The following is a 6,000-nucleotide window of genomic DNA, read 5'->3' on the forward strand; positions in this document are numbered from 1 at the left end:
GAGTGGCGTGAGGGCGTAGCCCGAAGGCCACTCCCCCCGGCATTGGCTTGATTTTCAGGGTCTGGTTTTGGCCTTTCGGGCCCGGCTGTGAGCGAGGCGATAGCTTTCGCCGTTCATCTCGAGGATGCTGACGTGATGGGTCAGACGATCGAGGAGCGCGCCTGTGAGGCGCTCGGATCCGAAGGTTTCAGTCCATTCGTCGAAGGGCAGGTTGCTGGTGATCAAGGTGGAGCCGCGCTCATAGCGCTGGGAGATCAGCTCGAACAACAGTTCGGCACCGGTCTTGGAGAGCGGTACGAAGCCCAGTTCGTCAATGATGAGCAGCTTGTATCCGGCCATCTGCTTCTGGAAGCGCAGGAGACGCCGCTCGTCGCGCGCCTCCATCATCTCGCTGACCAGCGCCGCCGCAGTGGTGAAGCCCACCGACAGTCCTTTCTGGCATGCTGCCAGCCCGAGCCCCAAAGCTACGTGCGTCTTGCCGGTGCCCGATGGCCCCAGAGCGATGGCGTTCTCACGCCGCTCGATCCACTCGCAGCGCGCCATCTCGAGCACCTGCATCTTGTTGAGCCTGGGGATAGCGGCGAAGTCGAAGCTGTCGAGGCTTTTGACGGCGGGGAAGCGCGCGGCCTTGATGCGCCGCTCGACCATACGACGCTCCCTGTCGATCATCTCCATCTCGACGAGACGGGCGAGGAAGCGGATATGATCGACGCCTTCAGCGGCACATTGCCGGGCGAGCTTGTGATGCTCTCGCAGGCACGTAGGCAGCTTGAGTGCCTTGAGATGGTGAGCGAGAAGAATCTCCGGTGCCTGATCGCTCATGCGGCCTCCTGCCTGTCGGACAGCAGGCTCATATAGGCTCTGGCAAAGGTCTTCTCGACCGTCGTGCGTGGCAGGAAGGGATAGACGTCCAGGTCCAGCCTGGGCGGCACGCGTTCGACCCGGCACAGGACCAGGTGCCTGACGGCATCGAAGCCGATGGCGCCAAGGTCGATGGCCTGTTCCACCGCCGCCTGGAGATCGGCGATGGTGAACGTTTCCAGCAGGCGCAGCACCTGTACATATTCGCGCCTGCCATGTTTGTGCATGCGCCCTTCCATCAACCGCTGGAGCGTCCCGAACGCTTCGGGCAGGTCCCAGCCCTGCAAAGGGGCCGCCTGGTCGAATGCGTTGATCTTCTGCTCAATCAGCGGGAGATAATGGAGCGGGTCGAAGATAACCTCCTCGCGGGCATGGCAACGCGGGTGACGGGCGATGACCTCGCTGCGGCATCCGATCACCACCGCATCGACATAGGCCCTGATCCAGACTTCCTGATGGCCCCAGGCCACCGGAACCGAATAATCGTTGGTCCTGTAGCGCACCAGGGATTGCGAGGAGACCCGCCCCCCGGTCTGATCGCAGGCCTCGAAGGGTGTAGCGGGCAGAGGCTGCATCGCCGCCAAATCGCGCTGCAAGCGCTCACCGATCGTCTCGCTCTCCCCGCGCACCTTGTCCTGCTGGCGCCTGCGGCATTGCTCCTCCAGCCACAGGTTGAACGCCTCCCAGGTCGGGAACTTCGGGATCGGCACCATGAAATTGCGGCGGCAGTAACCAACCAGCCCTTCCACATTGCCTTTCTCGTTCCCCTTGCCCGGGCGGGCATAGCGGTCGCGGATCACGTAATGCGACAGGAAAGCGCTGAACAGCGTGGCACGCTTGCGCGTGCCGTCTGGCAGGATCTTCGCCACCAGGCAGCGATCGTTGTCATAGACGATCGAGCGCGGCACCGCGCCGAAGAACGCGAAGGCATGGACATGTCCGTCCACCCAGGCCTCCGCCACCGCCGCCGGATAGGCTCGCACATAGCAGGCATCACTGTGCGGCAGATCGAGCGCGAAGAAGTAAGCCTTTTGCTCCACCCCGCCGATCTCCACCAGCGCTTCCCCGAAATCGGCCTGCGCATCTCCCGCCGGGTGCGCCAGCGGCACGAACATCTCCCGGCTGCGTTGCTCGCGCTCCCGGATGTAATCCTTGATGATCGTATAGCCGCCGGTAAAACCATGTTCGGTGCGCAAACGGTCGAATACCCGCTTCGCCGTATGGCGCTGCTTGCGCGGGACACCGCGATCCCCCTCAAGCCATCCATCGATGATCCCCACAAACCCGTCCAGCTTCGGGCGCTGCGGTGCAGACTGACGCCGGTAACCCGGCGGCGATGAAAACGACAGCATCTTGCGCACCGTATCGCGCGACACATTGAAACGCTTCGCCGCCGCCCGTTGGCTCATGCCATCCGCGCAAGCCAAACGGACCTGAAGATAAAGTTCCACGCTGTAGATCCCCACACCTCCCTGACTTGGCAGAAAGGCTTCAAGGTGGACGACTTTTACGCCGCCCGCAGCAGGACTATCCCGCCGCTAGCGTGGCCGAATATTGCTCCGCCGTTCTCAACCAAATCCCTTTCGCTTGATTCCGTAGAGCGGTAGCGGCGTGTAGCTCGACCCACCCCAAAAGACGCGGTTCCGGTTCGCCGCTTTGGTCCGGCCCCAAAGGAAGATCAGCCGGAATGCGTTCACGTCATGCCGCACGATGAGCCGCGCCATCGCATAAAGCGCGACGGCGGCCGCGCCGCCGTAGAGAGGATTGCCCGAACCAACCAACGTGATTGCGCCCGCCATGATGATGAGCGCGCCCGCCTCAATGGGAACACCCGCCCACAAAGCGGGGCGGGTGACGGCCAAGAACAGCGGGTCTTTTGTCATTTCTTCCTGACCGTCCATCCCCGATCACCCCGTAATCGTGTCGACGATCCACGGCGCGGAGAACACGATCACCACGCCAACTACGACCGTGACGAGCATCTGCACCGACGCGCGGCCGAGGAACCACAGAAGGCCAACGACGATGATCGCGATGATCGCCAGCGTGCGGAGCAAGCCGTTGCTCAGCAGGCCGAGAATGTTGTCGGCCAGGCCTTCAAAGTTTGCCTGCGCAAAAGCCGGCTCCGCTATGAGCAGGCTTGCCAGCAGCGACAGGGGCAGCGCGCGCGCCATGAGCGGCGAGGGCTTGAGACGCGCGAGCAGCGCGTCGAGCCGGGATTCAGCCTTGATCTTCCAGATACGAAACATTCGACAACTCCTATCTTCGCCTTACGAACCAATCCGCGCGTGTTGGGCGCGGCCGAAAACATCCCACGCAGGCGGTGCAGGCGGTGGAGCCGCCTCCATGTTCTCCGCTGCGATTTCCGCCAGCTCCACCGGCACACGACCGGCGCCAGTGTCGCTCACGGCGGCGCTGGCGGGCTGATCGCCCACGATGACAGTCGGGATTGCGGTCGCAGGCCGACCGCTGACGCGGCGACCTGCATTCTCCACGCGGGCGACATAGCCGTTGCGGAAACCTCTCGATTGAGAGCCTGTGTTATACATGCTGAGTGCGACCCGAAGGGCCTCTTGCGGGGTGCGACCCGTCTTGGCCGAACGGAAATTGGACAGGAGCACACGGCCTGCCGCTTCGACATTGGCGCACTGCTTGAAAACAGTGTCCCACGTCAGGCCGAGCCAGCCCATGTTGCGTGAATTGATTTGGCCGAGGCCGAGATCCACGCTGTAGCCGCGCGCAACATAAGAGCGCGCGGTTGCGATAGCCTCCGCCTCATTGCGCGGACGGCGCGGCTGACTGGCCACGCCGTTGACGTTGATCGCAAAAACATAGTTGGAAGATTCCGCATCCACGATCGCGGCGATCGTATGCGGCGCTACCGCTGGGGCGCATTGCGCCGCCAGCGAAAGAACGGCTCCGGTTTCGAGGAACACGTTCCCGCTCCCGGTCAGTTGCGCGGCTGATAGTAGGTCTGTTGCCGCCCGTCAGTCCAAGTGACCGTCAAGCGACCAGGCCTCCCATCATCCGGCTTCTTGTATTTTGTCTTGGCGATACCCCCGCCCGTGCATGTCGGGAAGCTGCCGCCGAGAGCCAGCACCCGCCACAGTTTCGTTATCGGTGGAACACAGGCTGGATATTGCGTCGGACCACCCGGGTTGGAGATGCACAGAACAACCTCACATGCCCAAGTATTATCCGACGCTACAGCGGGGGTCGATTGCACCGCAGCCCCCACCAAGGCGGCCGCGAGCGCGAAATTAAAAGCTTTCATCGCTTTCTCCCTCGTCATCGAGATTTATGCACATATCACGATGAGGGGGAAAGGGAAGCCTAAAACGCCAATTTGTTGCTGCATTGTTTGTCGGGGACCAATCGGATATGGTCATCCTCATATCCGTAATCGAGCACGACATGCCGCACGGCACTTGACAGTCGCTTGTATGTTTTAAGCGTCGGTTGCTCGAATAGGCAGACATTCAGCCACTTATCGCCATGCCACGATACTTTAACGTTGATGATCCATTCACTCGACGGCAACTGCGCAATCTCGACCGCTTGGATCATTCCCCCAGCGGGGCGGCGGGTGGTTAGTTCGCGTTCCAGGATCGGATCATACTGCCAATCGTCGCTATGCGGCATCGTGATTTATTCCCTTTTACCGATAAGGATATGTCTATCCTCGCTTTGACGGCGAGGGCAACCCGGCTTGTCCTCTCTTGCCGTGCAACCACATTACAGCCATTAAGCGTGTCAACACGCTTATTCCGGCACCACATCAACCTCTTGTGTTTTAGACCTATGGCTCGCCCGAAAAGACAGGAAGACCCCCTTCTCCCGGTTCCCTTGCCCCGGCGTCGGCCGAGCCGCGCGAACACGCGCAATCTCGCAGCGTCGGTGAAACCCGAGCTGGCGGCAGAGATCAAAAACCTTGCTGAGCGCGAACAAACGTCCGTTGCCGCCCTGGTCGAAGAGGCGACGATTAATCTCTTGAAAGCACGCGGGATCGAATATCCCGACTATCTGCGCCACTACCGCAAGTTGGCGTGACGAGCGCGTTATAGGCCCAGTCGGCCCGAAGCTGCGATTTTGGCCAGGTTGAAGAACGAACACTGAACGCTTGATTGATTCTACCAGGACCGTTGCTGACCACCGACCTCGTAGATATCGGCTTCCATGGAGCAATTGTAGCTCTCTGCGATGTTGAACATCTCGGAGAGGAGGCTTTGGATTTCCTCATCAAGGGAAATGCCATCCGGATCGGGGTCATAGGCGACGGTCAGTTTGTAATCACAATTGCCGTTTTTTACCATGGCGTAGTCGCGTTCCAGCATCGCCTCAATCCGCTCCCGAGCGGGTTTTCTACCTCTTCCACGCTTGTTGAAGTTCTCGATAATCAGATGCAGGGCGATGCTGGCAGTGGGCGGCTTTTCCGGCAGTTTGGTCTGTGACGGAATAATGTCGAGCGCCCGATAGACGGTCATTCGTGAGACCTTCAGGTCGCGGGCAACGCGGGCCTTGCTGGCGCCGGCGGCAAGGCGACGGCGGATTTCATCGTCATCGACGTTCTTCTTCCGGCCTTTGTAAACGCCTTCGGCGCGCGCCGCTTCGATCCCGGCGCGCTGACGATCCTTGATGAACTTCAGCTCCATATCGGCGACCATGCCGAGTATGGTGATGACCATTCGCCCCATGTCGCCCGCCGTCGTCACCTCTGGCTCAAGGATGCGCAGCGAAGCTCCCTTTTCATCAAGCTCATGCACCAGGTTCAGGACATCGCGCGTGGAGCGGCCGAGCCGGTCGAGCCGCAGCACGACCAGCTCGTCGCCGGTGTGCATAAACTGCATGATCGTTTCCAGTTCCGTGCGCCCGCTCCGCGAGGCCCCCGATCCGGTCTCGGAACGGATAATTTCGCAACCTGCATTCTTGAGGCGGCCAATCTGGATATCCAGATCCTGGTCCGTGGTGCTGACGCGGGCATATCCGATACGAGCCAAGTGCAAAATCCGTCACATTAGGGTGGCTCTTGCAGTGTATCGTCACATTGAGCGCAAACCCACCCTTTTGTGACAGACGAATGGTGTCACTCGGCCCTATCACTCTGGGGTGTACCCAAATGTTATAGGCCGATCAGCCGCC

8 protein-coding genes are annotated in these 6,000 nt (G+C 60.8%); 1 reads left to right on the top strand and 7 read right to left on the bottom strand.

What is annotated here, in order from left to right; translation table 11 throughout:
- Nucleotides 1–54: 54 nt before the first annotated feature.
- From istB to BES08_RS31570, 6 genes are all read right to left on the bottom strand, one after another.
- Nucleotides 55–822, bottom strand: coding sequence for an IS21-like element ISSsp5 family helper ATPase IstB (gene istB / locus BES08_RS31545; protein ID WP_036531279.1), 768 nt, complete (start codon nucleotides 820–822; stop codon nucleotides 55–57).
- Nucleotides 819–2,312: an IS21 family transposase gene (gene istA / locus BES08_RS31550; protein ID WP_081799279.1), complete on the bottom strand. Its 1,494-nt coding sequence runs from the start codon at nucleotides 2,310–2,312 to the stop codon at nucleotides 819–821. Before istA ends, istB begins: the two co-directional genes overlap by 4 nt.
- A 117-nt stretch (nucleotides 2,313–2,429) precedes the next feature.
- The gene (locus BES08_RS31555; RefSeq protein WP_069710410.1) at nucleotides 2,430–2,762 is read right to left on the bottom strand and encodes a VirB3 family type IV secretion system protein; all 333 of its coding nucleotides are present in this window, start codon (nucleotides 2,760–2,762) and stop codon (nucleotides 2,430–2,432) included.
- A gap of 6 nt (nucleotides 2,763–2,768) precedes the next feature.
- Nucleotides 2,769–3,110, bottom strand: coding sequence for a TrbC/VirB2 family protein (locus tag BES08_RS31560; RefSeq protein WP_059153595.1), 342 nt, complete (start codon nucleotides 3,108–3,110; stop codon nucleotides 2,769–2,771).
- 21 nt (nucleotides 3,111–3,131) lie between these two features.
- A complete protein-coding gene (locus tag BES08_RS31565) occupies nucleotides 3,132–3,797 on the bottom strand; it encodes a lytic transglycosylase domain-containing protein (protein WP_059153594.1) in 666 nt (221 codons plus the stop codon).
- A 397-nt stretch (nucleotides 3,798–4,194) separates the two neighbouring features.
- On the bottom strand, nucleotides 4,195–4,503 hold the full coding sequence (locus BES08_RS31570) for a hypothetical protein (RefSeq protein WP_020819813.1): 309 nt from the start codon (nucleotides 4,501–4,503) through the stop codon (nucleotides 4,195–4,197).
- 255 nt (nucleotides 4,504–4,758) lie between these two features.
- Here BES08_RS31570 and BES08_RS33540 point away from each other — a divergent pair, with 255 nt between their 5' ends.
- Nucleotides 4,759–4,911, top strand: a complete 153-nt coding sequence (locus BES08_RS33540) for a hypothetical protein (protein WP_006949649.1) — start codon at nucleotides 4,759–4,761, stop codon at nucleotides 4,909–4,911.
- Nucleotides 4,912–4,991: 80 nt separating this feature from the next.
- On the opposite strand, the gene BES08_RS31580 is transcribed toward BES08_RS33540, so the two are convergent.
- A complete protein-coding gene (locus tag BES08_RS31580) occupies nucleotides 4,992–5,858 on the bottom strand; it encodes a recombinase family protein (RefSeq protein WP_006953933.1) in 867 nt (288 codons plus the stop codon).
- Between the last annotated feature and the right edge of the window lie 142 nt (nucleotides 5,859–6,000).

Source organism: Novosphingobium resinovorum (assembly GCF_001742225.1).
Classification (GTDB): domain Bacteria; phylum Pseudomonadota; class Alphaproteobacteria; order Sphingomonadales; family Sphingomonadaceae; genus Novosphingobium; species Novosphingobium resinovorum_A.

What these genes read in the sequence shown, in the direction of transcription:
- istB (WP_036531279.1), bottom strand. Translation starts at nt 822, where the DNA reads ATGAGCGATCAGGCACCGGAGATTCTTCTCGCTCACCATCTCAAGGCA.
- BES08_RS31555 (WP_069710410.1), bottom strand. Translation starts at nt 2,762, where the DNA reads ATGGACGGTCAGGAAGAAATGACAAAAGACCCGCTGTTCTTGGCCGTC.
- BES08_RS31560 (WP_059153595.1), bottom strand. Translation starts at nt 3,110, where the DNA reads ATGTTTCGTATCTGGAAGATCAAGGCTGAATCCCGGCTCGACGCGCTG.
- BES08_RS31570 (WP_020819813.1), bottom strand. Translation starts at nt 4,503, where the DNA reads ATGCCGCATAGCGACGATTGGCAGTATGATCCGATCCTGGAACGCGAA.